The sequence below is a fragment of the Nocardia sp. NPDC005746 genome, assembly GCF_040630785.1.
Classification (GTDB): Bacteria; Actinomycetota; Actinomycetes; order Mycobacteriales; family Mycobacteriaceae; genus Nocardia.
The window spans coordinates 302667-329149 of record NZ_JBEXYE010000004.1 but is presented as its reverse complement, the minus strand read 5'-3'; the positions used below and the strand labels follow the sequence as shown (position 1 = coordinate 329149).

General features: G+C 69.7%; 24 protein-coding genes. 12 read left to right on the top strand and 12 right to left on the bottom strand.

Annotation, left to right across the window (positions count from 1 at the left end; translation table 11 throughout):
- Positions 1-111: 111 nt before the first annotated feature.
- The 5 genes from ABZ412_RS10305 to ABZ412_RS10285 all read right to left on the bottom strand — a co-directional run bounded on the left by ABZ412_RS10305 (position 112) and on the right by ABZ412_RS10285 (position 5813).
- Entirely contained in the window at positions 112-1131 is a 1020-nt protein-coding gene (locus ABZ412_RS10305) for an AraC family transcriptional regulator (RefSeq protein ID WP_357278741.1), read from the bottom strand.
- Between the two features lie 113 nt (positions 1132-1244).
- A complete protein-coding gene (locus ABZ412_RS10300; protein WP_357278739.1) occupies positions 1245-2657 on the bottom strand; it encodes a serine hydrolase domain-containing protein in 1413 nt (470 codons plus the stop codon).
- A 180-nt stretch (positions 2658-2837) separates the two neighbouring features.
- Positions 2838-3680, bottom strand: coding sequence for an acyl-CoA thioesterase domain-containing protein (locus ABZ412_RS10295; protein ID WP_357278737.1), 843 nt, complete (start codon positions 3678-3680; stop codon positions 2838-2840).
- A 55-nt stretch (positions 3681-3735) separates the two neighbouring features.
- Entirely contained in the window at positions 3736-4878 is a 1143-nt protein-coding gene (locus tag ABZ412_RS10290; protein WP_357278735.1) for a hypothetical protein, read from the bottom strand.
- Positions 4878-5813, bottom strand: coding sequence for a metal-dependent hydrolase (locus tag ABZ412_RS10285; RefSeq protein WP_357278733.1), 936 nt, complete (start codon positions 5811-5813; stop codon positions 4878-4880). Before ABZ412_RS10285 ends, ABZ412_RS10290 begins: the two co-directional genes overlap by 1 nt.
- Positions 5814-5986: 173 nt before the next feature.
- Here ABZ412_RS10285 and ABZ412_RS10280 point away from each other — a divergent pair, with 173 nt between their 5' ends.
- The 5 genes from ABZ412_RS10280 to ABZ412_RS10260 all read left to right on the top strand — a co-directional run bounded on the left by ABZ412_RS10280 (position 5987) and on the right by ABZ412_RS10260 (position 9586).
- Positions 5987-6601, top strand: a complete 615-nt coding sequence (locus ABZ412_RS10280; RefSeq protein WP_357278731.1) for a TetR/AcrR family transcriptional regulator — start codon at positions 5987-5989, stop codon at positions 6599-6601.
- Between the two features lie 83 nt (positions 6602-6684).
- Positions 6685-7032 (top strand): hypothetical protein, encoded by a 348-nt coding sequence (locus ABZ412_RS10275; protein WP_357278729.1) that lies wholly within the window; start codon positions 6685-6687, stop codon positions 7030-7032.
- 9 nt (positions 7033-7041) lie between these two features.
- The gene (locus ABZ412_RS10270) at positions 7042-7398 is read left to right on the top strand and encodes a hypothetical protein (protein ID WP_357278727.1); all 357 of its coding nucleotides are present in this window, start codon (positions 7042-7044) and stop codon (positions 7396-7398) included.
- Between the two features lie 159 nt (positions 7399-7557).
- Entirely contained in the window at positions 7558-8337 is a 780-nt protein-coding gene (locus tag ABZ412_RS10265; RefSeq protein WP_357278725.1) for an MBL fold metallo-hydrolase, read from the top strand.
- A gap of 124 nt (positions 8338-8461) precedes the next feature.
- Complete coding sequence (locus tag ABZ412_RS10260) at positions 8462-9586, top strand: alpha/beta hydrolase family protein (protein ID WP_357278723.1); 1125 nt, start codon at positions 8462-8464, stop codon at positions 9584-9586.
- A gap of 55 nt (positions 9587-9641) precedes the next feature.
- On the opposite strand, the gene ABZ412_RS10255 is transcribed toward ABZ412_RS10260, so the two are convergent.
- From ABZ412_RS10255 to ABZ412_RS10240, 4 genes are all read right to left on the bottom strand, one after another.
- Positions 9642-10043: an esterase-like activity of phytase family protein gene (locus tag ABZ412_RS10255; protein ID WP_357279033.1), complete on the bottom strand. Its 402-nt coding sequence runs from the start codon at positions 10041-10043 to the stop codon at positions 9642-9644.
- A 278-nt stretch (positions 10044-10321) separates the two neighbouring features.
- Positions 10322-11179, bottom strand: coding sequence for an aldo/keto reductase (locus tag ABZ412_RS10250; RefSeq protein WP_357278721.1), 858 nt, complete (start codon positions 11177-11179; stop codon positions 10322-10324).
- 33 nt (positions 11180-11212) lie between these two features.
- Positions 11213-14905 carry an arabinosyltransferase domain-containing protein gene (locus tag ABZ412_RS10245; RefSeq protein ID WP_357278719.1) on the bottom strand — a complete coding sequence of 1231 codons (3693 nt, stop codon included), beginning with the start codon at positions 14903-14905 and terminating at the stop codon, positions 11213-11215.
- A gap of 60 nt (positions 14906-14965) precedes the next feature.
- Complete coding sequence (locus tag ABZ412_RS10240) at positions 14966-15133, bottom strand: hypothetical protein (protein ID WP_357278717.1); 168 nt, start codon at positions 15131-15133, stop codon at positions 14966-14968.
- 57 nt (positions 15134-15190) lie between these two features.
- Here ABZ412_RS10240 and ABZ412_RS10235 point away from each other — a divergent pair, with 57 nt between their 5' ends.
- A complete protein-coding gene (locus tag ABZ412_RS10235) occupies positions 15191-16231 on the top strand; it encodes a hypothetical protein (protein ID WP_357278715.1) in 1041 nt (346 codons plus the stop codon).
- A gap of 28 nt (positions 16232-16259) precedes the next feature.
- Here ABZ412_RS10235 and ABZ412_RS10230 read toward each other — a convergent pair whose 3' ends face one another.
- Entirely contained in the window at positions 16260-17273 is a 1014-nt protein-coding gene (locus ABZ412_RS10230; protein ID WP_357278713.1) for an alpha/beta hydrolase, read from the bottom strand.
- Between the two features lie 39 nt (positions 17274-17312).
- Positions 17313-18104: an SAM-dependent methyltransferase gene (locus tag ABZ412_RS10225; RefSeq protein ID WP_357278711.1), complete on the bottom strand. Its 792-nt coding sequence runs from the start codon at positions 18102-18104 to the stop codon at positions 17313-17315.
- A gap of 95 nt (positions 18105-18199) precedes the next feature.
- Between ABZ412_RS10225 and hutH the strand changes: the two genes are divergently transcribed.
- The 4 genes from hutH to hutI are packed head-to-tail and all read left to right on the top strand — an operon-like array spanning position 18200 to position 23859.
- A complete protein-coding gene (gene hutH, locus ABZ412_RS10220; RefSeq protein WP_357278709.1) occupies positions 18200-19744 on the top strand; it encodes a histidine ammonia-lyase in 1545 nt (514 codons plus the stop codon).
- Positions 19741-21390 carry a urocanate hydratase gene (gene hutU / locus ABZ412_RS10215; RefSeq protein WP_357278707.1) on the top strand — a complete coding sequence of 550 codons (1650 nt, stop codon included), beginning with the start codon at positions 19741-19743 and terminating at the stop codon, positions 21388-21390. The genes hutH and hutU overlap by 4 nt, the downstream gene beginning before the upstream one ends.
- Before the next feature lies 1 nt (position 21391).
- Positions 21392-22687, top strand: a complete 1296-nt coding sequence (locus ABZ412_RS10210) for a formimidoylglutamate deiminase (RefSeq protein WP_357278705.1) — start codon at positions 21392-21394, stop codon at positions 22685-22687.
- Complete coding sequence (hutI, locus tag ABZ412_RS10205; RefSeq protein ID WP_357278703.1) at positions 22678-23859, top strand: imidazolonepropionase; 1182 nt, start codon at positions 22678-22680, stop codon at positions 23857-23859. The genes ABZ412_RS10210 and hutI overlap by 10 nt, the downstream gene beginning before the upstream one ends.
- 13 nt (positions 23860-23872) lie before the next feature.
- Here the strand turns inward: hutI and ABZ412_RS10200 are convergent, their stop codons facing one another.
- Complete coding sequence (locus ABZ412_RS10200) at positions 23873-24310, bottom strand: T6SS immunity protein Tdi1 domain-containing protein (protein ID WP_357278701.1); 438 nt, start codon at positions 24308-24310, stop codon at positions 23873-23875.
- A 94-nt stretch (positions 24311-24404) separates the two neighbouring features.
- Between ABZ412_RS10200 and ABZ412_RS10195 the strand changes: the two genes are divergently transcribed.
- Positions 24405-25388: a cyclase family protein gene (locus ABZ412_RS10195; RefSeq protein WP_357278699.1), complete on the top strand. Its 984-nt coding sequence runs from the start codon at positions 24405-24407 to the stop codon at positions 25386-25388.
- 30 nt (positions 25389-25418) lie between these two features.
- Entirely contained in the window at positions 25419-26264 is an 846-nt protein-coding gene (locus ABZ412_RS10190) for an AraC family transcriptional regulator (protein WP_357278697.1), read from the top strand.
- Positions 26265-26483 lie beyond the last annotated feature (219 nt).

Sequence of the window (26483 nt, the reverse complement as noted above, 5' to 3'; positions counted from 1 at the left end):
ACCCGGGCGATATCGACACCGCGATCCTCGATGCCGCCCCCAGATACGAGCAATACCTGCCGCTGTGACCGCCCGGCCGGTCCGGATCCCCTTGTCCGGGACAAGGACCGGCTATGCGAGCGTGCGGCGCGCCACGCTGGGCGCGGACCCGGTCCAGCGAATGTAGGCGCGGCGGAACTCACGGATGTCGCTGTATCCGATCTGGTGCGCGATCGCCGAGATCGGCAGCCCCGAATCCTGGAGCAGATAGGTGGCGCGCCGTTCCCGCACCCGATCCCGGACCGAGCTGAAACTCTCACCGGCGGTGGCGAGTTGGCGGCGTAGCGTGCGTTCGGTGACGTGCAGCCGCGCGGCGACCTCGGCCATCGTCAGGGGACGCCGCAGATTCTGCTCGAGCAGGGTTTCGACGATCAGCACCACGTCCGGTTCCCGACGCCCGATATCGAGCAGGCGGCGGCACGCGTCGACCGCGATCACCCGGGTCGGCTCGCTGTGCGTGGCGAAGGGCAGGGCCAGGTCGGCGGCGGGGAAGACCGCCCGGTTGGTCTCGGCGGAGAACTCGACCGGGCAGCGGAAGAACCGCTCGTAGTGACCGGCGTACGGCGGCGGGGCATAGCTCAGCTCCACCCGGGTGGGCGACCAGTCCGAGCCGACCACGGACCGCACGAAAATCATGGTGCTGCACAATATTTCCTCGCACAGGAAGCTGAGCAGCTGTGGTTCGGGCCAGCGTTCGTGCAGGCGCAGCGCCGCGTGGTGCTGGTCGCGCTCCAGTTCGATGTCCATCAGGGTGCCCGACGCCTGGTGCAGTTCCAGCCCGATCGACATCGCCTCGCCCACGGTGGCGGCCGAGCGCATGGCCACCCCGAGCATCCCCATCGACAGCAGGATGTCGCGCCCACCCACCTGCATACCGAGCGGCCGCCCGGGCATATCCGCGATGGCGCGCCGCAGGACGGTGACGGCCTGGCGGAAGGACACCTTGATCGAGTCCGCGGTCAGCACATCCGGCGCGGTCAGACCGGTCCCCGTGAACCACTGCCCGACGTCGCGCGCCTCCCGCGCACCGATCTCGACCAATCCGCTCAGGATCGACGGGGGGATCGTGGGCAGATCCAGCCTCGTACTCACTCCGTCCGGGCCTCGCACCGACGGACGCCAAACTCGGTCACACGTCCAATCTAAGATCGCGAGATCGTTTACACCAGCGGACACCGGCCGCTACCCTTCGAAAACGGCGGGGTTCAACAGCCGCCGAGCCGGGCCAGCACCGCCCGATACAGCGCGTGCCATTCGTCATTGCCCTGGCCCGCGAACTCCCCATCCGTACTCAGCTGCAGAGTGTGCGCCAGCCGGACACCGGTCACGCAGTCCGACGGGGCGACCGTGACGTACTGGCCCTGGAAACCGTTGGCTTGGAAGCCATCCGGCGTCGCGCCGCTCCACCACTGGAAGCCGTAGCCGCCGACGGCGGCGTCCCCGGCGTCGCTGGCCGGTTTCATACCGGTGGTGGCGGCGGTGACCCACTGCGGGGACACCACCTGACGGCCCTCGGGCGTGCGGCCGCCATTGCGCATGAGTTCACCGAGCCGCACGAAGTCGCGGGGCCGGGCGAACAGGGCTTCGGAGGCGATGGCCGCGCCGGTCCGGTCGGTCATGATGTCGGCCGGCGCTTCCATGCCTACGGGCCGCCACAACTGTTCGGAGAGAACCTGGTTGAACGGCTGGTGGTAGACGCTCTCCAGCATCCACGCCAGCACCTGGGTATCGGCGCTGCTGTAGTTGAAGGCGACGCCGGGCGCCCGATCCGCCGGAAGCGACTTCAGGAACTCGTCTCGGGTCTTCCCCGACCCGCCCTCGGTGTAGTAGTCCAGGGACATGTCGATCCACTGCGTCACCTGGGTGTTCTGCGACAGGTCCTCGGTGTGCTCGTCCCACCGGATGCCCGATCGCATCTCCAGCAGATTCCGGACGGTCGCGCCCTGCCAGGCGGTGCCGGTCAGCTCGGGGATGTAGCGCTCGATCGGATCGTCCAACGAGGCGATCAGGTGCTGGTCGACGGCGATGCCGACCAGGGTCGAGACGAAGGACTTGGTGGTCGACCACGCCTGATGCGCGGTGTCGCCGGACCAGCCGTTGGCGAAGTACTGGGCGACCAGGGACCCGTTGTGCGCGAATACGATGACGTCGGTGCCGGAGTCGTTGAGGAAATCGGCGACCGTCTTGGTGCCGCCCGCCCACTCGTAGGTCACGCCGAGCAGATCGACGGGTGCCGGCGGCAGTGCGGCGGCGGTCCCGGCCGCGATCGGCGCGTGCGGCAGGGCCACATCGGGTTTCACCACATCGATCGGGATCGGCAGCAGCACCTTGTTGTCGACGACGATCTCGCGCACGTAATTCGACCAGAATTCGGGTGACGACAGGCTCGCGGCACTGCCCGCGATCACGTCCGGCAGGGGCGGCACCCCGAGCAACCGGCCACCCTGGATCGCCGCCAGCAGATCCGTCGCGTCGGCGATCGACTGCGGCCCGGCCGGATCCTCGGCCGTCGCGGCCGGGAACGGCCCGCCCAGGGCGAGCACGGTGGTCGTGGCCGTGATCGCGCCGAACCGAATCCAACGACCGTGATCGCGGTGGCGGCGAACTGATCTGCGCATGCGGATGGGGAGCTCCTCTGAGTCCCGCCGTCCCCTCGGGGGAACACTGCACGGCGGGTGTCCGGCCGGTTTCGCAAGAACGTACCCGGAGGTAGAGGCGGTGGACTCGGGACTTGCCGCCTTGACCGACCGGACACCCGTGCGTGACCGGTTTGCCCCCCTCGGTCGGAACGGCCGCTCTCAGGCGGCGCTGCGCATCAGGCCCTGGGTGTCCACCGAGGCCACCAGATCGCCTGCCCGCGTGAAGATCTGGATCCGGCCGTGCATCCGCCCACTGCCCGCGAAGTTGCTCTCGCACCGCATGAGCAGCCAGTCGTGCAGGCTGAACGGGCGGTGGAAGGTGACCGTCTGGGCGAGCATCGCGGCGGCCCCGCGACCACCGAGACGAGCGATCTCGGACTGCGGATAGGGCCGCATGGCGACCGGGCCCAGGAAGCCCTCGCTGCCGTGGGCCAGCAGGGCGCGGGCGAGACCGGGCTCGTCCGGAGCCTTGTCGCAGCGCATCCACACGTCCAGGGTCGGCGGCCCGGCCAGTTCCAGAGCGAGCGCGTCGGCCCCGCCGAGCGTGCGAACCTCCCAGGGCAGCAGCGCGCAGGGCAGTTCGTCGCACTCGTCGGGACCGGGCACGTCGTCGGACAGGCGGGCACCGTGGGCGAGGAAGTCGGGCTCCTCGACGCTCAGCATGGCCAGCACGCGCGCGTGTTCGCGGCCTTCCTGCCGGAACGACACCTGGACGGTCGCCAGCGCCCGGCCGGACTGAACGGTCTCGACCTCCACCTCGACATCGCGATCCGCGTACCCGCCGCGCGGAAACACCCCGTGCAGCGACTGGACGGCCATGTGCGGGACCGTGCGCTCGGCCGCGATGACGGCCTGGGCGAGCGTCTGACTGCCCAGGGTCGTCGGCAGCGTCGAGGTGACGTTGCGGGCCCGGAACTTCCCGGGCCCGGCCTCGGTCAGATCGAGAACATCGAGCAGGTCCGTCAGGTCGACGACCGGCCACATGTGGGTACCACCAGCCATGGCCGAATGTTTGCACACCCGGCGATGGAAATCCGCACGGGTCCCGCTCGCCGGATCAGCTCCGCTCGGCGATCAGCGCGGGAGTCTCGCCCCCGGTTCGTGCCGCGCCGCGGAAGGAAACCGCCGCGACGGACAGGATCCCGACCGCGAAGCAGGCGAGGGTGTACCAGAGGTTGCCGATGGGGTCGCCGTTCTCGGTGACGCCGTTCTTCGCGTCGAAGAAGTCCGGGAGGGCCGTCGCCCACAGGACCGCGAAGACGACGAGGTACAGCGCGGCGTAAACGCGGACGAAGGCATTGTCGTAGCGCGGTTCGGTGTTGCCCGGCTGCCGCAGGCGCGACCACTGGCGATACATCAGCCAGACGGCCGCCACCGAGAGCACGATCAGTTCGAGCGCGTAGATGACGCCGCGCACGGTGGTGCTGCCCGCGCCGAGGACCGTGGCCGGAAGCGGGAGGATGAAGGTGCCCGCGGATGCGGCGAGGCCGATCACCAGTGTGCGCCACACCAATTGGAGACCGGTGAAACGCTCGCCGGCGTCCACGCGGCGACCCACGAACCGGTACACGCAGAACGCCAGCGACATCGGCCACAGGGCGGCGAAGACCACCACGCTCGGCAGCGGCACCGAATCGAACATGGGCTGATTGAGCGGGTTGTCGGTGGTCCACTCCCACCAGCGCAGCTGCGGGCCGATCTGATCGAAGATCTCGTAGAACGCGTGGTGCACGAAACCGACGCAGGTCGCGCCCGCGAGCGCGCCGTAGCGGAAAACGCCCAGCATGCGCACGATCTCGTAGGCGATCGTGGCCATGAACGGGTAGATCGCCACGATGTAGAGCGGCAGGCGGCCCCACAGGAAGTCCACCGTGAACACGTTGTGCGCGAACATCGTGTCCACGTGTCCCGAAATGCCGAACGCGGCAGGGAAGTACAACGGCGGCTCGATGACGAACAGGTACGCGGTCGCGCCGAACCACAGCACCAGATTGGTCGGGTCGCCGTGGCGGCGCAACCGGATGACGGCCCACACCAGCGCCAGGATCGAGCCCAGGATGATCGTCGCCTCCAGCACCGGCAAGGTCCAGTTCTCCAGTGCCAGTGGGCTTCTCAGCTCGAACAAGCCGCCGGCCTCCTCGCAGGAGAAACCGAGCGACTTCGCCAGCCCGGCGAAGGTGGGTGCGCAATGCTCGGCCATCAGTTCGCTCCCGCACCGGACGTCTCGGCGGTGTACCAGCGGGTCACGTCGTAGCCCTCCTGGTAGCGCTTGAACCACACATCGGCCAGAGCGGGCGTCTTCTCGTGCGCTGGATTGTGCCTGGGCAGCTGGCTGCGGATGACGCCGCGCAGCGCGGAGAGCTGCTCACCCAGCGGCAGATCGTCGAAGGCGCGCGGGCCCGGACCCGCGTAGGGCAGCGCGAGGCTGGGCACCACCTTGCCCAGCAGCTGCTGATAGCGGTAGGTCGCGAACATCGACATGGCGTCGATCTTCCGCTCCTCCAGCGGCACATGCTTGTTGAATCCGGCGCACGCGATCCGCACCATGCGCAGCACGTGCCGGAAGATCGACGGCGCCACCCGCATCCGGTACAGGTCGCTGCCCACCAGCGAATCGAAGATGATCAGCGCGGAACTGCGGTGCTCGACCTCCTCGACGAAATGCCAGATGAACAGCGACGCGACGCGGTCGTCGCCGGGCCGGAAGAGCGAGGACTCGTTGTCGAGCATCAGCTTGAACACCGAGGTGAAGGTGGCCTCCAGGTCGGCGGTGTAGGCCAGGCGATACTTCAGCGGCTTCTCGGCGGTGAGCTTGTCGAATTCGCCGACCACCTCGTCGAGGGTCTCCTGCAGGCCCGGGTAGGCGCGGATCAGGCCACGCACGTGCTGGCGGTGCGCGGTCGAATGCTGGCCCTCCTGCCGCATGAAGGCGTCGGCTTCCTCGGCCACCTCGGGGTCGGTGAACTGCGGCTTCGCCTGGGTGATCATCTGCACGATCATCTTCTCGAAACCGATGGCCAGGAACGACACCGCGTTGGCCATGCTGGAGAAGGCCGGGTTCTCCGGATTCCAGAGGAACGGCACGTCGTGTTGTTCGAACGCGAAAGTCAGCTTCCGCACAATCAGGTCAGTCATATCGGGCGATTCCTCGTCTTCCGGAAGGGCTGGGGTCCGGTGGCCCGGTCGCGCGCTCCGATGCCGCTGTGAACATACAAACATACACAGCCACGTACAAGTGTATGATATGAAATCCCTGCTCAGCGGGATCACGCGCCGGATGCGACCCGGCCGGGTGTTACGGTCTGGCCATGGCACGCAGGCGCGGGTGGGGCGGGAGTCCGCCGGAGAACGACGAGGAGGCGGCGGCTCGAATCGTCGCCGCCGCAGTCGAATTGATCGCGCGCACGGGCGCGGAGATCAGCATCGCCGACGTCGCGGAATCCCTCGGCGTGATCCGTCAGACCGTGTACCGCTACTTCCCCAGCGCCGACGCCCTCATGCGGGCCTCCGCCATCGCCTCGGTCGCCGGCTTCCTGGATCGCCTCGAAGCGCAGGTCAGCGGCATGACCGATCCCGTCGAGGCGATGACCCACGGCATCGCCTACACCCTCGCCGAGGTCCGCCGCACCCCGCACCTGGGCCTGCTGCTGGCCGCCACCTCCTCCAACGCCGACCCCGCCGGGATCACCTCCGAGGAGGCGCAGGCGTTCGGCCTCACCATGATCAAGCGCTTCGACGTCGACTGGCGGCACTACGGCTACGACGACGAATCCCTGCCCGAACTCGTCGAATTCCTGCTCCGCACCATGCAGTCCTTCTTCATCTCCCCGGGCAACCCACCCCGCTCCGATGCCGAACTGCGCCGCTACCTGCGCCGCTGGATGGGGTCGGCCATCATCGCCCAGTCCACGGTCATGAATTAGGCGTCCGCTCGGCGATGATCGCCGGCGGGTGATCGTCAGCGCTGCTCGGGAGTGTTACCGTGCCCCCAAAGGAGGGCAGGGCTATGAAAAATGTTCTGGCACAGCTGGCGGGCGGGTTCAACGCGGGCATGGTGGCGCTGACCAAGCTTCCGGTCATCGGGCCGTTCGTGGGGCGCGGGCTGGTGGTCATCACCTACACCGGGCGGCGGTCGGGGAAGACGTTCTCCATTCCGGTCGGGTACATGCGGTCGGGCAAGGACATCGTCATCGGGGTCGCCATGCCGGAGAAGAAGACCTGGTGGCGGAACTTCCTGGGGGAGGGCGGGCCGATCTCGCTGCACCTGAACGGCGTGGATCGCAGCGGGCACGCGGTGACCGAGCGCGACAACGGGCGGGTCAGCGTGCGGGTGACGCTCGACGACGCGGTCTAGCCTGGAGGGGTGCCGGTGCTGCGCGTGACCGTGGAATTCGCCGATGGGGCGCATCGGTCACTGCGCGTGTGCTGGTCCTCGGACACGGACTCACCGCGCTTCGAGTCCGCGCGGGTATTCCTGGTCGCGGTCGAATCCCCCTCGCCCCGAACCTATCTGAGTCTGGTCGATCGGCTGGATCGCACTTCGGTCCAGCTGCCCGACGCCCTGCCCGCGGGCACGTATGCGATCGAGGTCGACGCCTACGGCAGCGCGAGCTGGGGTGACGGGCGGCTGGACGCGCGCGGGCGCAGCCCGGAATTCACCCTCGATGGGGCCCGATCCTCCACCGGCCTTCGACGCCTTGATCCGCTCCACGATCAATAGCAGCACCGGACCGCCGAGAGAAACAGCCGTAGCGACCCACCCGGCGATGCTCCACGCCATATCCGATGTCATCGAGGACCCCCTTCTCTTCTTCGGAGGTTAGATCTCGCGAGTGATCTTCCGGGTTGCTCAACAAGAACTTTGGGGCACGATCGGGCGATGAAGGTTCACCACCTGAACTGCGGCACCATGCGGTTGCCGTTCGCGACGTACGTCTGTCATGTGCTGCTGATCGAGACCGCGGGCGGTCTGGTGCTGGTGGATTGCGGCTTCGGCATGGCGGATATCGCCGATCCGGCGGGGCGACTGGGGCCGGCTCGGTTCATGAATCGTCCGATCCTGGATCCGGCGGAGACCGCGGTGCGTCAGCTCGCGGGCCTGGGGTACGCGCCCGAGGATGTCCGCCACATCGTCGCCACCCACCTCGACGGGGACCACATCGGCGGGATAGCCGACTTTCCGCACGCCACATTGCATGTCACCGCCGCGGAGGCGCTGGGTGCGATGCACGAGCCGAACTGGCAGGAGCGCAACCGCTTTCGCCCGGGGCTCTGGGCGCACGGGCCGAAGATCGTCGAGTACGCGCCGGAGGGGGAGAGCTGGCGGGGGTTGACCGCGCAGGAGCTGACCGAGATCAGCCCCGGAATCGTGTTGATCCCCATGCCCGGTCACACCCGAGGCCACGCGGCGGTCGCGGTCGACGCCGGTCACCGCTGGGTGCTGCACTGCGGCGACGCCTTCCTGCACCCGGGCCGCCTGGACGGGTCGCCGGTGCCGCGCATGCACGCGCTCGCCGAGAACCTCCTCGCCCACGACCGCGCGGTGATGCACGCCAATCAGGCGCGTCTGGCCGAGCTGTACCGGTCGAGCGGCCCGGATCTGCTGATGGTGTGCGCGCACGACCCCGGCATGCTGCGGGACGCGATCGCCACCGCCTGAGCCGATCCCGGCTGGGCGGCAACGGTATTCGGGGCGACCCGCCCGAGCGCACCGGATATGCTGCCTGGCGGACCGCCGCGCCGGGAACAGGGCAGCGGGGAGGATCGAGGGGAGACAACAGGATATGCGGGGTGGATGGGCCAAACGGGGCCTGGTGGGAGCCGCGCTGGCGACCGTGGTGCCGTGGGCGGCGGTGGTGACGGCCGGACCGGTAGCGGCGGAGCCGAATCCCACGGCATTCGACTTCTTCGTCGACTCGGGCATGGGGTCGATCAAGACCCGGATCGTGCGGGCGGCGGACGGCAATACCGATCGGGTGGTGTACCTGCTCGACGGTGAACGCGCCCAGAACGACTACAACGGCTGGGAGCTGCACACCGAAATCCCGGCCGCACTGGCCAAATTCAATATCAATGTGGTGCTGCCGGTCGGCGGCGAGTCCAGCTTCTATCAGGACTGGGACGCCCCGAGCAGCTTCGGCGGCGTGAATCCGGACGCCGGGCTGTTCCCGAGCCGCGACTCCGGGTCTGCCATCGCGGGCTGGGACGAGAGCTCCGGCAAGTCCTACACCTATCAGTGGGAGACCTTCCTCACCCACGATCTGCGGGACGCGTTACGGGATCGCCTGGGATTCAGCGACTCTCGCAACGGCATCTTCGGACTGTCCAGCGGCGGCAGCGCGGCGCTGCTGATGGCCGCCTACCATCCGGACCAGTTCGTCTACGCCGGTTCGATGTCGGGCTATCTGTCCCTGGCGGCGCCCGGCATGCGGGAGGCGCTGCGCCTGGCGCTGCTCGCCGCGGGCGGCTACAACATCGATTCCATGGCGGCCGCGGGCAGCGCCAAATGGCAGCGCATGGACCCGTACGGCTTCGCGCCCAAGCTGATCGAGAACAACACGCGGCTCTACATCGCCGCGGGCAGCGGGACCCCGGCCCAACAGGACCTGTCCTCGGCGGACGCGATCATCCAGGGCATGCCCCTGGAAGGCATCGCCCTGGCCAACACCAAGGCGTTCCAGTCCCGCCTGCAGGCGCTCGGCTACGACAATGTCAGCTACGACTTCCCGAGCATCGGCGTCCACAACTGGGGCAACTGGGAGCAGGTCGCGACGCGCATGCTGCCGGACCTGGCCCAGCACATCGGCAAGCCGCTGCCCCCGGGGGCGCAGCCGGGCCCGCCGCCCGGGGACGGTCCGGGCGGTGCGCAGCCGCCGAACGGTCCCGCCGGCCCGCCGCCGCAGAATTAGCGGGTCGTGACACCGAAGATCCGCTGCCGACCGGCAGCGGATCTTTTTGCGCGGGTCAGCGGGCGTTGTCGACGGCCAGCAGGTGGAATGCCGTCTTCCCGGCCTGGCCGAAGTTGTTGTCCGAGACCAGGATCAACGAGCGGCCACCGCCGGGCAGCTCCGGGCCCCAGGTCATGCCCTCGGCGCACTGGGGGTCGATGCCGTTGGCGGTGAAATCGAACAGCAGTCGCTTGGACATCGGCTTGGCCGACGCCGGAGCCGAGGCCGCACCGGTCACCGGATCCGCACCGGCGGTGGAGGTTTCGTAGATGCGGGCGGTGAAGCCCCGATTCGGGACGAGGCTGCGTTCCAGGGTCAGGTAGCGGTCACCGTCGATCGAGAGGATCTCGGCGACACCGGTGGCCACCGGCAGCGCGCCGGGGGCGACCTTGTCGACCGGGTAGATGTACTCGCCCAGGTCCGCGCCGATTGGGTGTCGTCCGACAGCGTCACCGAGTTGACCTAGCGAATGCCGATCGCGATGTCCGCCCGGCCCGCCGCCGTCGAATCCAGTGGTAGCAGCGGTGCGGTGAGGCCCACGGTCACGGCGCAGGCGACAGTGCTCAGGCGTGCGAACTTCATTGGCGTGAAGGCCCTTTCGTTACGGGGAAGCGCTGCTTCCCGGTAAGCGTCCGAACCGTCACGCCGGTCGGCCAGAGATCGTCCCGCTCAGCGGATTCCGGCCGGGAATTTCGTCTAAACGTCCAATCCGTAGGTGAGGACGTCCGGGTCGGGGCCGATCCGGGTGCCCTGATCCAGGGCGGTGATGCGATGCATCTGGTCGGCCGTCAGCTCGAAACCGAAGACGTCGAAGTTCTCCCGGATGCGGGACGGCGTCACCGATTTCGGGATCACGACATTGCCCAGCTGCAGATGCCAGCGGATGATCACCTGCGCCGGGGTGCGGCCGGTCTCCTCCGCGATCTCCACCACGACCGGATCCTTCAGATCCGCGCCCCGCCCGAGCGGACTCCACGCCTCGGTCGTGATGCCGTTCTCGGCGTGGAAGGCGCGCAGGTCCGCCTGCCCCAGATGCGGATGCAGTTCGATCTGGTTCACCGCGGGGATCTCGCCGGTCTCGGCCATCACCCGGGACAGATGGTCGCGGGTGAAGTTCGAGACGCCGATCGAACCGACCCGGCCCTGCGACTTCAGCGTCTGGAAGGCTCGGAAGGTGTCGACGAACCGGTCCGCCTGGGCCACCGGCCAGTGGATGAGGTACAGGTCCAGGTAGTCCAGGCCGAGCCGGGACACGCTCTCGTCGAAGGCGCGCAGGGTCGAGTCGTAGCCCTGCTCGGAGTTCCACAACTTCGTGGTCACATAGACCTCGTCGCGCGGCACGCCGGACTCGCGGATCGCGCGGCCCACCTCGACCTCGTTGCCGTAGATCGCGGCCGTGTCGATACTGCGGTATCCCGCGCCGAGCGCGGCGCTCACGACGTCGAACGCCTCCGCGTCGGCGACCTGGAACACCCCGAAACCGAGCGTCGGAATCACATGTCCGTCGTTCAGGACGACCGACGGCACCGTGCTGCTCTCGCTGCGAAAGGTCATATCGACCGACTATAGGCTTCCCGCGCCGCCCGGCTACGGGGTCCGGGCCGGGTCGGCGCGGATGGGGTCGTCCCCGGCCCAGCCCCAGCGGCTCTCCACCCGCACGGTGACCGGGGCGGCGGGGGCGTCGACGTACGGGGTGAGACGCCGCAGTTCGCCCCAGTCACGGGTCCAGTCGTGGTCCAGGTAGGCGGGGACGGGCTCGGAACGCACCAGCAGATCCGACCAGCCGAGTGGGCCTCCGCCCGAATCGCCCTGCCAGGTGGTGGCGACCTGGGCATTGAGCTTGTCGGGCAGGATTCGCCAGGCCGGGAGCTGGGCGACGCCGTCGCGGTGGTCGAAGGGACGCTGGCACGGGAAGGCCAGGCCGACATGGAAGTCCGTCAGCACCGGGGCGTCGTGGCCGACCACCGCGTCCAGGGTGGCCAGGCGCGGCAGGCGTGGCGGTGTGACGGCCAGCCACTGCTTACCGGTGGGGTCGTCCGCGGTGGCGATCAGGCGAATGGCATTGGCGCCGACAGGGATTCGGTCCAAGGGGATGGGCAGGTTGCGCCATCCCGGTGCGCCGCCGACCGTGGGCGGGGTCAGCTCGCCGCGGGGCTGGAGGGCGCCGTCGTCGGCGCGATACGCGAACTCCACACGCAGGGCGGCTCCGTCGACCCGGTGGCCCTGCTGCTCGCCCGCGATGTGACCGGCGACGGTCAGGATCAGGGCCTTGAAACCCGAGTCCGGTTGCGCCGCATCCGGATCCAGGCGATACCACTGGGTCGTCAGGCGACTGGGCCGAGGGTGATCGGCGGTGTAGTTGCCCAGCACCGGTGTGCGTTCGGGATCCAGGCCGTAGGGCAGGGCGACGGTGCTGCCATTGATGCCGGGATCGGACTTGGGTTTGTCGGCCCGGCCGCCGCCGGGCGGGGGAGTGGACTGCTTCCCGCCGTTCCCGGTGCCACCGCCCGGACCGCTTTCGGGAGCGAGGTCGCCGACCCCGTTGGCGGTGAATCCGCTGTTTTCGGCGGCGAGTCCATCCGCCGGTGCGCCCGTGTAAGGCTGTAGGACCGAGTCCGCCGTCGCGGTCTCCACCAGGACGTCGTCGGCCATCGCGCACGGTTTGCCCTTCAGTGCACGGATATTCGACAGCGCCACGGAGTACGCCGGGTATTGCGACCAGGCGGCGGAAGCCATGGTCGCCACTTCGAAGGCCACGAGCGCGGCGGCGGCGATGGTCAGCGGTCGAACGGCGATTCTGTCGAAAGGCGCCGCAGCCCTGCTGTTTCCGGCCGATCGATAGGGTTCGCGCCAGTACTGCCAGGCGGCCACGGCCAGGCACAACGCACCCAGCCCGAAGATCAGCGACGCGACGCCGACGCCACCCGCCAGCGGTGCGCGATCGGGCCAGCGCACGCCGTAGCCGGAGACGTACCACCAGCCGTTGGAGCCGGTGAAGCTGAACGCCACCAGGAACAGGACCGCCGCCGCGAACGCGGTGCGCAAGTACGGTAGTCGAATGCCGTTGCCGCCCACCGCGACCGCGGTCACCGCGGCCAGCGCCCCCGCCAGACCGGCATAGACGCCGAAGTGGTGGGTCCATTTGGTCGGCGTGAAGGCCATGAGCAGCGGCGACATCACGGCGATGCCGAGCACCCGGGCCACCGGGCCACGCGCGGTGTCCGGAATCCGTCCGCCCTTGCGCAGCGCCACCGCCAGGCAGACGGCCAGGCACAGCAGCATGGCGAGCACACCGAAGCGGCGGGCCAGGGAACCGTCCGGGGTCAGCGAGAGCAGTGAGATCCAGCGGGTCGGCTCATCGGGCCAGGAGAAGTCGGGGCCCACGAGCTTCCGCACCCGGGTGGCCTCGGCGACCGACGCCAGGGTCTGATCGGCGAAGACGACCGTCAGCACCAGGGTGCCCGCCGTGAGCACCGGGGCGATGCGCGCGAGATGTTCGAGCACCCCGCCGGAGGCGGCCCGAACCTGGGCGGCCAGCACGAACAGCACCCGCCGCGAACCGGCGAACAGCGCTGCCAGGCAGATCAATCCGGACGGACCGGCCGCCAGGGAGAACGCCGCGATCAGGACCGCCACCGCGGCGGGCAGCAGGCGCCGCGTCGCGATGGCGCGCTCGATGGAACACCAGGTCAGGAGTGCGCCCAGGGCGATGAACGGTTCGGGACGCAGGCCGTTGTCGTACGGCAACCACACGGCGAGGAACACCAGTGCCGCCGTCCATCGCGGTCCCGCCGACCGCACCCGGGAACCCGAGCGCGGCAGCACTTCCCGGCTGATCACCCACCAGCACAGCACCCCGGCCAGCAGCGCGGGCAATCGCAGCCAGACGCTCGCGTCACTGATCCGGGTCATCTGGGCCAGCAATTCGTACGGCCACCCGAACGGTGCCTCGGCCACCCCGTACCAGCGGTAGTAGTTCGCGGTGTAGCCCGCGTGCTTCGACACCCGGGCCATGGTGAGGATGTAGCCGTCATCGGAGGTATTGGCCCCGATCACATGCCAGACGCCCAGCGTCGCGAGCACCACCGCGTCGGTGCCGGTGAACCGCCACCAGCGCGCGGGCAGGAACCGTCGTCCGCGCCGCCCGTCGGCGGCATCGAGGAAGTACAGGCAGACTAGCGCCACCAGCGTGCACAGTCCCGCGCCCGCCATGGCCGCCAGTTTCCACAGGCTCGGCCGTGACGAGAACCGCGCGTCCACCTCGGCGTGCAGCGTCGCATCGCCCAGCCGAGCCTGATCCAGATCGGTGTACACGCCCACGATCTGCGGCCGTACATCCTCGGCCACCATGGACCGGAACGGCTTACCTTCCGGGGTCCCGAGTCCGGTCAGCTCGGCGGTCGTCCCGCTCGCGGTGGAGTGCACGACCAGAGCGTCGCAACCATTGTGCGGCACGACATTCGGAGTCGAGCCGGCGCCGATGCCGGGTCCGGGCGCGGTGCTGCTTCCGGAACCGGCGGGCGGCAGCGGTGCGTCAGCGGCCGGTGTGGATCCGGCCGGGGGAGTGGTGCCCGCGGGCGGCGTCGGCCCGGTTGGGGGTGTGGGCCCGGCAGGCGGAGTCGCGCCTCCCGGTGGCGTCTGACCCGCCGGTGGCGTGGGGCCCGGCGGCGGCGTCGATCCGGCAGGCGGCGTGGCGCCCGCGGGCGGCGTCGGACCGTCGGATGGAATGGGGCCGGCGGGCGTCGTCCCGCCCTGGGGCAGTTTGGCGCCGGCGGGCGGAGCGCTGGTCGTGGATGGCGGGACCGCTGCCGGGGTCGAACCCGGTGCGGGCGGCACGGCTTGCGGCGTGACGCCCGAAGGCGTGGTGATCGCGGTCTCGGAAGCTGTTCCTACGCCCGTCATCTGGAACACCGACGCCGTGATCAGCGGCTTGTTGCGCAGCGTCACCGACAGGGTGCGCCCGCTGCCCGGCAGTTCCTCGATCCGCGCGATCAATCCCGTGGCGGACCCGCCCGGGGCCTGGGCCGGCACCGTCGACAGCACCGTGCCGCTGGGCAGCTCCCGCAGCGCCGCGCACGGCACCCGGAGATCGAGCGTGAGCGGCACATAGTCCACCAGTGGCGCGGTCAGCTGAACCGCCTGCGCCGGTTGCCAATCGATACTCGCCCGATCCTGCCGGACCGGCAGCAGCGGCACCAGCACCGCCAGCAGAACACCGAGCACCCCCGCCACGAGGGCGATCAGTCGAATGTGAAAACTTCCCCCGGAAACTGAACGCACGAACGCCGATGCTAGCCATCGCCTCCGCGAATCTCATCGCTGATTTCCGCGGCCGCCGTTTCAGCGGCCGGCGATCGACTGCATCCAGTCCAGGACCACGGCGTCGTAGCCGCCGGTATTCGGGGCCAGATTGACGGCGTGGCCGCTGTCGGGCACCACGTGGGTGCGCAGTCGCGCGGCGGGCGAGAAGGTCTCTGTGGTGGCCTCGGGCGAATGCCGATACTCCACACCAAGATCCGCGACCTTCCCATCGAGAAACGCGATCGAAGATCTACGATGCACGGTATGGGCGCGCGAAATGTGCACTTCGTCGGGAGCTTTCCGGCCGAGAGCACCGGCGATGCGATGCGGGCGATGCTGGACGGTGCGGGCTCGCGGCTACGCACCCTGCCCACCGGGGAGACCCGCCGCTACGAGTGGTACATCCAGCCCATCATCGACGACCTGGTCGCCCAGGGTGCGCTGGAGGTGAAGAAGAGCGGCACCTGGCTGTCCAGTCACGAACGCACCATCCACCGTGCGGCCCGGGACGTCGAGCTGACCGGCGACACGATGGAACTGGGGTACCTGGCCGAGGCCGAGGAGGCGCTGCCGATCTTCCGTGCCCTGCGCGCGGAACGGGACCTGCCCGAACTGTCGCTGCAGATCGGGATGCCCACCGCCTTCACCCTGGCGTTCATCGCCGTGGGCCGGTGCGGGGTGCGCAAGCATCGGAAAGCATTCCAGGATGCCAGTATTCGCGACATCGAGGCCATTCGCGCGCTGGCTGATGGCGACGTGGTCGTGCAGTTCGAGGCGACCGCCGAGATGGTGCTGATGGCCACGACCCAACCCCTGCACCGGCAGGTGGACGCGGCGGTCGGCCTGGGCCGCGGCATCGCCGAGATGGCCGCGGCGACACCGCCGGGGACCCGCATCGGCGTCCATTTGTGCCTGGGCAGCATGAACAACAAAGCGCGGACCACCTTGCGGGACACCAGACCGCTGGTGGCATTGGCGAATTCCATTGCCCGGCAGTGGCCGTCGGGAAGAACACTGGAATTCATCCACGGCCCGCTGGCGGCCGGAGACATCCCGCCGTCCGTGGATCCCGCCTTCTACGCGCCTCTCGCGGGCCTGGACCTGCCTGCCGGCACCCGCTTCTACGCCGGGCTGGTCCACGAAAGCCCGACCGAGGCAGAGCAAATCGAGACGCTGCGCATTGTCGAGAACGCGCTGGGTCGTCCGGTCGACGGGGTGGCCAGTGCGTGTGGCCTGGGCCGCCGACCGCGCCCGATCGCCGATGCTCTGGTCGCCCGCGCCGACTTCCTCACCGCCGCAGGCTGATTCGGCCTCAGCCCACGCTGATTCGGCCTCAGCCGACGACCGACTTCATCCAATCGACGACGACCGCGTGATAGTCGCGGGTGTTCGGGGCCAGGTTGATGGCGTGACCACTGTCGGGCAGCACGTAGGCGCGCAACTTCGCGGCGGGTGCGAAGTAGGGACTCTCGGCGGCCTGGAGGGTGGCGCTGTCGGCGCAGACACTGAAGCCCGGACCGCACACCATGCGGTCGCGGCTCCCGTCCACCAACAGCACCGGGGCGGTCATCAGACTGGACTCGCCGGGCAGGGTGGCGAGCAGGCCGTCGGGATACTCGGTGAGGGAGAAGGTCTCCTTGGTGGCCTCGTCGAGGGCGACCACCTGCGGATCGGGGTTCAGACCGTGGAAGTCGGCGGCGCGGGCCCCGGGGCGGGTGACCAGATACGTGGAATCGTAACCGTGCCCGGCGAATCCGGGATCCTCCACGGCCGGATAGTAGCTGCTGATCACCCCCAGCACGTCGGGGACGCTGAGCGTGTGCGAGTAGCCGGTGAGCACGACGCCGTCCACGTCGTGATAGCCGATGGCCTCCATGACCGAGGTACTGGAGGTGAGCGAGTGCCCGACCGTGACCACCTTGGCGAAGGGGGCATTGCCCGCGAGTCCGGCCCGCAGGGACTGCACCATGACGTGCAGGGCGTCGGCGGTGGCGGTGGCCGTCAGCGAGAGGCTGGGCGGTCGGGTGCTCGCGCCGTTGCCGAGCCGGTCGGCCACCAGTGTCGCGTATCCGGCCTTGTTCATGGCCTGGCGGAAGTTGTAGGTCTCCGACTGGTACGGGAAGTCCCAGTAGACGTGGTTGTAGTTGGAGCCAGACATCAAGACCATGACCGCGTCGGCGGGACCGTCGGGCAGGCACAGCGTCCCCGCCAGCGTGCCCTGCGACACCGGGAAGCTGACGTCCTGGCACCGGCCGGCTGTCGAGTCGTCGGCCTGGGCGACGCCCGGGGTGAAGCACAACAGCGTCGCGGCGGCGCTCACGGCCAGCGCCCGGAACTTGGTGTGCACGTGGGTAATTCCCTTCGGGCGATCGGGATGGGCTGCGGCTCAGTTCTTCCGGCCGATACCGCAGAGGACGACGAGACTGGTCGGGCCCGGGTCGACCGCGAGCCACTCGTTGGCGGGGACCAGACCCGGGGGCAGCATCTCCAAGCCGTCGAAGAACTCCCGCACCCGTTCCGGCGGGCGGAAGTCGGGCTGGGCGGGGCTGTTCGCGGCATTGGTGGCGGCGGTGTTCTTGAAGAACGGATGGGTATTGGTGGAGGCGTGCTGGATGGCGAGCAGGCTGCCCGGGGCCATGGCCTCGCGCAGGCGGGCCACCGCTTCGAACGGCTTCTCGTCGTCCATGACGAAATGCAGGACGCCGACGATGAGGAAGGCGACCGGCTGCGAGAAGTCGATTCCGCCCTCGATACGCGCTAATTCGAGAATTTTGTCCGGTTCGCGAATATCGGCGAGGATCGGCGTCACGCCCGGCGCACCGGTCAGCAAGGCATTGCTGTGGGCGAAGACCACGGGATCGAAGTCGATGGACGCCACGATCGAGGTCGGCTCGACCTCCTGCGCCACCTCGTGCACATTCGGCGAGATCGGAATGCCCGCGCCGATATCCACGAACTGGCGGATACCCGCGTCGGCGGCCAGCTCGACGGCATGCAGCAGGAAACGCCGGCTGTGCCAGGCGGTCACCCGGGTATCGGGCGCGACTTCGAGCATCCGATCGCCGTATTCGCGATCGGCGTCGTAATTGTCCTTGCCGCCGAGCATGTAGTTGTACACCCGAGCAGGGTTGGGCCGGAACGGGTCCACGCCAACCGGTGCTCGATTGTTCTCAGACACCGCACCTCCCTCGACATCCACGCCGATGGTAACAATCGGCGGCGCGCGCCAGAGGGAAACGCGCAGCTTACCCGCAAGCCGCCAGAATGGTGCCCATGACGCGAATCGGAACCGAGCGGGTACCGGTGGGAGCGGGGCCCCTGACGCGGGCGGCGGTGGTGGCGGTAGCCCGCCGCCACGCGTGGGTGGACGTCGACGCGCGGGCACTGGCGGACCTGGAACGCCGGCGCCGCGACATCGACGAGCTGGCGCACAGCGACCGGCCCGTCTACGGGGTGTCCACCGGATTCGGGGCGCTGGCCCTGCGGCACATTCCGGCGGATCGGCGAACCGACTTGCAGCGCTCACTGATTCGCTCGCACGCCGCGGGGGCCGGAGCGCCCGTCGAACCCGAGGTGGTGCGCGCCATGATGCTGCTGCGGCTGCGCACCTTGTTGTCCGGGCACACCGGCGTCCGGCCCGAGACCGCCCGCGCCCTGGCCGCGCTCCTGGACAGCGGACTGATTCCGGTGGTGCCGGAATACGGTTCGCTGGGCTGCTCGGGCGATCTGGCCCCGCTGGCCGCGGTCGCGCTGGCGCTCATGGGGGAGGGCTCGGTGCTCGGCCCCGACGGCGCGCGACCCATCGCGCCCGCGCTGGCCGAGCACGGACTGACCCCGATCATATTGGCGGAGAAGGAAGGTCTGGCCCTCACCAACGGCACCGAAGGCATGCTCGGCATGCTGGTGCTGGCCATCGAGGACCTGCACCGGCTCTTCGACCTGGCCGACCTCACCGCCGCCATGAGCGTGGAGGCGCTGCTCGGCACCGACCGCGTCTTCGCCGCCGACCTCCAGGCGCTGCGCCCGCATCCGGGGCAGGCGGTCTCGGCCGAGCGCATGCGGACGGCGCTGGCCGGATCGGAGATCGTGGCCAGCCATCGCGGCGAGGACTGCCCGCGCGTCCAGGACGCCTATTCGCTGCGGTGCGCACCGCAGGTGCACGGCGCGGCCCGCGACACCCTCACCCACGCCGAGACCGTCGCCGAACGCGAATTGGCCTCCGCCATCGACAATCCCGTGGTGCTGGCCGACGGCCGGGTGGAGTCCAACGGCAACTTCCACGGGGCGCCGGTGGGCTATGTGCTCGACTTCCTGGCCATCGCCGTCGCCGACGTGGCCGGGATCGCCGAACGGCGCACCGACCGGATGCTCGACGTACACCGCTCGCACGGGCTGCCCGCGTTCCTGGCGGCCGACCCGGGTGTCGACTCCGGGTACATGATCGCGCAGTACACGCAGGCCGGGGTGGTGTCGGAGCTGAAGCGATGCGCGGTCCCGGCGTCCGTGGACTCCATACCCTCCAGCGCCATGCAGGAGGACCACGTGTCCATGGGGTGGTCGGCGGCCCGCAAACTGCGCCGTGCCGTGGACGGACTGACGACCGTGCTGACCATCGAACTGCTCACCGCCGCACGGGCCTTGGACTTCCGCACGCCGCTGCGGCCCGCCCCGGTGACCGGTGCCCTGCGGGACCTCGTCCGCACGCGGGTCCCCGGACCCGGACCCGATCGCCATCTCGCACCCGATATCGCCGCCGTCACCGACCTCCTGCATTCAGGGGCGATGGACCACTTCCTCGGGCAAGGGGTTTCGTCATGACCAGAACGGTTCGCGCCGCACGCGGCAGCGCCCTCACCGCCCGCACCTGGCAGACCGAGGCGGCCTGGCGGATGCTGCACAACAACCTCGATCCCGACGTGGCCGAACGGCCCGGCGACCTGGTCGTCTACGGCGGGACCGGCAAAGCCGCCCGCGACTGGCGCTGCTTCGACGCCATCGCCCGTACCCTCGTCGACCTGCGCGCCGACGAGACGCTGCTGGTGCAGTCCGGCAAGCCGGTCGGCGTGCTGCGCACCCATGACTGGGCGCCCCGGGTCCTGATCGCCAACTCGAATCTGGTGCCGGACTGGGCGAACTGGCCGGAATTCCGGCGGCTGGAGGCGGCCGGGCTGACCATGTACGGGCAGATGACCGCAGGATCCTGGATCTACATCGGCACCCAGGGCATCCTGCAGGGCACCTACGAGACCTTCGCGGCGGTGGCGGCCAAGCGCTTCGGCGGCACCCTCGCCGGAACCCTCACCCTGACCGCCGGTCTGGGCGGCATGGGCGGGGCGCAACCGCTGGCCGTCACCATGAACGGCGGCGTGGCGCTGTGCGTCGAATGCGATCCGCGCCATGCCCGGCGGCGGGTCGAGACCCGCTACCTCGACGAGATCGCCGACGACATCGACGACGCCCTGACCCGGGTGCTCGCCGCCAAGGCCGCACGGCGGCCACTGTCGGTGGGGCTCATCGGCAATGCCGCCGACGTACTGCCGGAACTGCTGCGCCGGCAGGTCCCGGTGGACATCGTCACCGACCAGACCTCCGCCCACGATCCGCTGACCTACCTGCCGATCGGCGTCGCCGTCGAGGACTGGGACGACTACGCGCGCCGCAAACCCGACGAATTCACCCGCCGCGCACGGGAATCCATGGCCATCCATGTGGGGGCGATGGTCGGGTTCCTGGACCGGGCCGCGGAGGTCTTCGACTACGGCAACTCGATTCGCGGCGAGGCGAAACTGGCCGGGTACGAGCGGGCCTTCGACTTCCCCGGCTTCGTGCCCGCCTATATCCGCCCGCTGTTCTGCGAGGGCAAGGGACCGTTCCGGTGGGTCGCGCTCTCCGGCGACCCGGCCGATATCGCCGCCACCGATCGGGCCGTCCTCGACCTGTTCCCGGAACAGGAATCCCTGGCCCGCTGGATCCGGCTGGCCCGCGACCGGGTCGCCTTCCAGGGCCTGCCCGCCCGCATCTGCTGGCTCGGCTACGGCGAACGGCAGGCCGCCGGACTGCGCTTCAACGAACTGGTCGCGGACGGGACGGTCAGCGCGCCGCTGGTGATCGGGCGCGACCACCTCGACTGCGGGTCGGTCGCCTCGCCGTACCGCGAAACCGAGGGCATGGCCGACGGTTCCGACGCCATCGCCGACTGGCCGCTGCTCAACGCCCTCGTCAATACGGCCTCCGGGGCGAGCTGGGTGTCCATCCACCACGGCGGCGGGGTCGGCATGGGGCGCTCCATCCACGCCGGACAGGTGACCGTCGCGGACGGGACGCCGCTGGCCGCGCGGAAGCTCGACCGGGTGCTCACCAATGACCCGGCCACGGGGGTGTTCCGGCACGTCGACGCCGGATACCCGGAGGCCGATGCCGTCGCGCGGGCGAAGGGCCTCCGAATTCCGATGGGGGAGGAGTGAATTGACCACCTACTGGTGTGAACACGCGTGGCTGCCGTCGGGGGTGGCGGAGCGGGTGCGCATCGATGTCGCCGAGGGCGTCATCGTGGCGGTGGCCAGCGGTGAACAGCCCTGCGGGACCCGGCTGCCCGGCATGGTGGTGCCAGGGTTCGCCAACGCGCACTCACACGCCTTCCATCGGGCGCTGCGCGGACGGGCGCAGTCCGGTCGGGGCACCTTCTGGACCTGGCGGGACCGCATGTACGCGGTCGCCGCACGCCTGGAACCGGACTCGTATTACCGGCTGGCGCGCGCGGTGTACGCCGAGATGGTGCTCGCGGGTTACACCAGCGTCGCGGAGTTCCACTACCTGCATCACGCGGCCCACGGGCAGCGGTACGCCGACTCCAACGAGTTCTCGCACGCGCTGGTCGCGGCGGCCACCGATGCCGGGATCCGGCTGACGCTGCTCGACGTGTGTTATCTGGCGGGGGGTTTCGGTCAGCCGACGACCGGAGCGCAGCAGCGGTTCGACGACGGCGATGCGGAGGCGTGGGCGCAGCGGCTCGAATCCTTCTCCCCGGCACGGGGATTGGTTCAGGTCGGGGCGGCGATCCACTCGGTGCGGGCCGTTCCCGCGGATCAGCTGCCCACCGTGGTACACGGCTCGGGGGACCGGCCCCTGCACGTCCACCTGTCCGAGCAGCCGCGGGAGAACGAGGAATGCCTCGCGGTCCACGGCTGCACGCCCACCGAACTGCTGGCGGCCGCCGGGGCGCTCGGCCCGCGCACTGTCGCCGTGCACGCCACCCACCTGACGCCCGGGGATATCACCGCCCTCGGGGAGTGCTGGGCGTGCCTGTGCCCCGGTACGGAAGCCGATCTCGGCGACGGCATCGGGCCCGCCCGGGCGCTGGCCGACGCCGGGGCGCGGCTGGCACTCGGCAGTGACGGGCAGTCGGTCATCGACCCCTGGTTCGAGGCGCGGGCCCTGGAAATGCACGAACGGCTCCGCAGCGGCGTGCGGGGACGATTCGGGGCGGGCGAACTGCTGTCCGCCGCCACCGCACACGCGGCCTCGGGGTGGACCGGCCCGGGCGTGATCGCCCCCGGCCGCGATGCCGACCTGGTGTGCGTGGACACGGCGTCGCCGCGCACCGCGGGCGTGACCGGGGACGGAATCCTGTTCGCGGCCACGGCATCCGACGTCACCGATGTCATGGTCGCGGGCCGCTGGGTGGTCCGCGATCGCGTCCATGGCACCCTCGGCGATGTCGCCGCGGCCCTCGACACCGAGATCGGAGCACTATGGCGATGAACCCGGCGACCACGGTCATCACCGGCATCGGCGAACTCACCACCAATACGGCGGAGTACGGCGTCCTGCGCGACGCGGCCCTGGTGATGGAGTACGACCTCGTGCGCTGGATCGGCCCCACCGCGTCGGCTCCGGCTGCCGATCGTCACGTGGACGCCGGAGGCCGGGCCGTACTGCCCGGCTGGGTGGACAGCCACACCCACCTGGTGTTCGCGGGGGATCGCACGGCCGAATTCGGGGCCCGGATGAGCGGAATTCCTTACTCCGCGGGCGGTATTCGCACCACGGTCGACGCCACCCGAGCGGTGAGCGATACCGCCCTGGCCGCGAACCTGCGCCGGTTGCGGGCCGAAGCCCTGCGGCAGGGCACCACCTACCTGGAGACCAAGACCGGTTACGGGCTGACCGTCGCCGACGAACAGCGCTGCGCCATGGTGGCCGCCGACATCGCGGACGAGGTCACGTTCCTGGGCGCGCACGTGGTCCCGCCCGAACTGTCCGCCGACGAGTACCTCGACCTGGTCTGCGGACCCATGCTCGACGCGGTCGCGCCGTATGTCCGCTGGACCGACGTCTTCTGTGAGACAGGCGCTTTCGACGCCGATCAGTCGGCCCGGGTGCTGACCGCGGGCCGCGCACGCGGCCTCGGTCTTCGCGTCCACGGCAATCAACTGGGCCCCGGGCCGGGTGTCCGGCTGGCCGTCGAGCACGGCGCGGCCAGTGTCGACCACTGCACCCACCTGACCGACGCCGATATCGACGCGCTGGCCGATTCCACCACCGTCGCCACCCTGCTGCCGGCCTGCGACCTCTCCACTCGCCAGCCGCTCGCCCCCGCTCGCCGCCTGCTGGACGCCGGCGCCCGCATCGCGCTCGCCACGAACGCCAACCCCGGCAGTTCCTATACGACCTCCATGGCCTACTGCGTGGCCACCGCCGTCCTGCAGATGAATCTGACTGTCGCCGAGGCGATCCGGGCCGCGACCGTGGGCGGTGCCGAGGCGCTCGCCCACGATCTGTCGGCGCCCGGCGCGGTGGGAGTGCTGCGCCCGGACTCCGCGGCCGACCTCCACATGCTCGACGCCCCGTCCGCCATCCACCTCGCGTACCGCCCCGGTGTCCCGCTGACCCGGTCGGTCTGGCAGCGCGGCGAACAGGTGTGGCCCGGCTAGCCGGAGAGTTCGCTCACGAATCCTGTTCGTGCGCCTGCGCCACCAGATCGAAGAACACCCAGACGCCGCCCTTCTGATAGGCGTCCGGCGTCTCGGAACCGCCGAGGAACGGGTACGGGGTGGCGATGTAGACCTCGCCGTCGTCGAGCGGGCCGAGGCGTCGGCGGATCTCGGCGACGTGACCCGGCTGCAGCACATAGGTGACGACGCTCGGATCGAACAGGACCCGGCTGACGAAATCGGTGACCTCGGTGAAGACGCCGTAATCCTTCACGCCGGGACTGTACGGATCGAAGATGCCGTACTCGCCGGTGCGGGTGCTCATCAGGAACGCGTGCCCCAGATCCGAGTAGCCGACCACCGTGTCGTACGGCGGATACTGCTCGGCCCACGCCGGCATCACCCGGTCCATACGCAGGTCGCCGATGAGGCGGAAGGGAACACTGGTCACCGCGCCCATCCAACCAGACCGGCCGGGACTCTCACTCGACAGGTTCCGCCGCACCGGGTAGATATCGAGCGACCGATCGACATGGAGGTGCCCGGTGACCGAGGAATGGCGCAAAGCCGCTGACCGCGTGCGGAACTGGGGCCGTTGGGGCGACGACGACCAGCTCGGGGCGCTGAATCACCTCACGCCGGACCGCATCGCCTACGCCGCCACCCGGGCGCTGCGAGGGCGCACCATCCAGCTCGGCATCCCCATCGACGCCTACGGCCCGCAGGGTTCCAGCGGCTACCGGCGCAACCCCATCCACCTGATGTCCCTCGACGGCGGCGACGCCGAGCTCGCGGGCTACCTCGAAGGCTGGGGCGGACCCACCGAAGCCCAGGTCGCCGGACTGTACGGGCACGGCCCGATGCGCTTCAACGACGACTACCTGATGATGCCGCTGCAATCGTCCACGCAATGGGACGCCATCTCGCACGTGTACTACGACGGACTGCTCTACAACGGGTACCCGGCCGGTTCGGTCACCAGCTTCGGTGCGACGAAACTGGGCATCGAGCGGATCGCCGAGGGCGGCGGCGTGGTCGGCCGCGGCGTCCTGCTGGACGTGGCCCGGCACCGGAACGTGGACCGGCTCGAACCGGCCGCCGTCATCAGCCCGCAGGAGCTGGCCGCGGTCGCCGAGGCCCAGGATGTCGAGCTGCGGCCCGGCGATATCCTGGTGGTGCGCACCGGCTGGTGGACCCGCTTCCTCGAAACCCGCAGGCACGGCGAATGGTTCGCGGGCAGCCCCGGCCTGAGCTGGCGGTGCGCGGAGTGGTTCCACGAACACGACATCGCGGCCGTCGCCGCCGACAACCCGGCCGTCGAGGTGATCCGGCCCGAGGACGGGGTCATGATGCCGCTGCACATGATCGCGCTGCGGGACATGGGCATGCCGCTCGGCGAGATCTGGGATCTCGAAGCGCTGTCCCATGATTGCGCCGAGGACGGCGTCTACGACTTTCTGCTCTGCGCGCCCGCATTGCGAATTCCCGGCGCGGTGGGGACCCCGATCAGCCCGATCGCCATCAAATAGGATCGGCGGCCGGTAGATTCGGCAACGCTCATGGTCGAAAGCGGAAAACCCAGCCGAACACCGCGGTACGCGCCGAGGGCCGGTGCCCCCACCGGCCTCGAACTGCTGGACTTCGACCGGCTCCGCGGCATGTCCGTCGCCCTGGGCCGGGAGACCATTCGCGGCGATTTCCACGTGCTGGCCCGGTGCACCGCGGGCAGCGGGCGGCTCACCGTCGACTTCGCGGCACACGAGCTCACCGCCGACACCATCGCCTGGATTCATCCCGGCTGGACGCACCGCTGGGACGACATCGCCGACCTGAAGGGCGATCTCGTGCTGGTGCGCTCCGACCTGGTTCCGGCCGCGGTGCTCGGACGGCTGCCGTCCACACCTCCGATCGTGGCCGCGAATGCCCTGACCGACAGCGCCTTCGATCACCTGGCCGGGGAATACGCCGCCGATCCGCCCGACGCCGCCATCCTCGGGCACCTGCTCGGCGCGGTCACCCTGCGGCTGTCGGCGGCTCTGCCGGCGCCGCCGGAATCCACCGACCTCTTCGGCCGGTTCGCGCGCCTGGTCGAACGCTGTCACGCCGACACCCGCGAAGTGTCCTGGTACGCGGCGCAACTCGGCTACTCGCCGCGCACCCTCTCACGCGCCGTGCAAGCCGCCACCGGGGTCACCGCCAAGCAGTACGTGAACGCGCGCGTCACCCTGGAGGCGAAACGCTTGCTCGCGCGGAGTTCCGCCACCACTGCCGACTGCGCCCGTCACCTCGGCTTCGACGACCCGGCCAACTTCACCAAGTTCTTCCGTGCCCACACCGCGACCACCCCCACCGGGTTCCGGCTCGAACTCGGTGAGCAGGGCGCGACCCCGGCGTCCCCTGGGTGACGCCGGGGTGAACCGCCGCGGCCGTCAGGCCGGAGGCGCGGGCTGCCAGCAGCCCAACGCGGTCCGGGCGGGTCGGCCACCGCGGTGCCGACCGTCAACACCGCTGCTCCGACTGCGAGCACGGCGGTTGCGGTAAATCGCCTGATTCTCATCGCTCCTTCTTCCGCGCTGGTAGAAGTGCATTTCGAATTCAATTAGGCAACCTGGTCGTTGACTCAT